The sequence below is a fragment of the Rhizobacter sp. P1_G5 genome (assembly GCF_056405435.1).
The window spans coordinates 1-619 of the sequence record NZ_JBFUCB010001181.1; the positions used below are offsets into that span (position 1 = coordinate 1).

Consider the following 619-nt stretch of genomic DNA (forward strand, 5'->3'; position numbering starts at 1 on the left):
ACCGGCACCAGCACGTACCAGAAGTACAGGATCATGCGGCGCAGCGGCGGCGCGTTGTCGCGCCAGTAGCCGCTGCCGGCCGCCACCGAGATCAGGCCGTCGACCTGCGCGTGGTTGCGCAGCAGGCCGGGCAGCTGCGCGCCCAGGCTGTGGCCGACGAGGTACAGCGGCAGGCCCGGCGCGGCCTCGCGCAGCGCATCGATCGCGCTGTCGTAGTCGCGCGCCCAGCTGAACAGGTCGGCCTTCAGGCCGCGCAGCGACGGCGTCGCGCGCGACTCGCCCATGCCGCGGTAGTCGAAGGTCGCGACCGCGTAGCCCTGCCCGGCCAGCCATTGCGCGAACGGCTGGTAGTAGTCCTGGCGAACGCCCATCGCACCGCCGATCAGCACCGCGGCTTTCGCGGCGCCGACCGACGGGTACAGGCGCAGCGACAGCCGGCTGCCGTCGTCGGTCTCGAGTTGCCTCGTCTCCATGCTCACCTCCACCCACGATTCGTTCGCCCTGAGCAGGGGCCGAGCCTGTCGAGGACCCGTCCGTCGAAGGGTTGGTGCCAGTGGCACGCGGCCTTCGACGAGCTCAGTCCGACCCTTCGACAGGCTCAGGGCGAACGGGGTTACTT

1 protein-coding gene is annotated in these 619 nt (G+C 70.9%); it reads right to left on the reverse strand.

Features of this window, described 5'->3' with window-relative positions:
* Window positions 1–473 (reverse strand): alpha/beta hydrolase family protein (locus tag AC1D12_RS34855; protein ID WP_477845606.1); only part of this gene is annotated, 473 nt, incomplete at its 3' end.
* Between the last annotated feature and the right edge of the window lie 146 nt (window positions 474–619).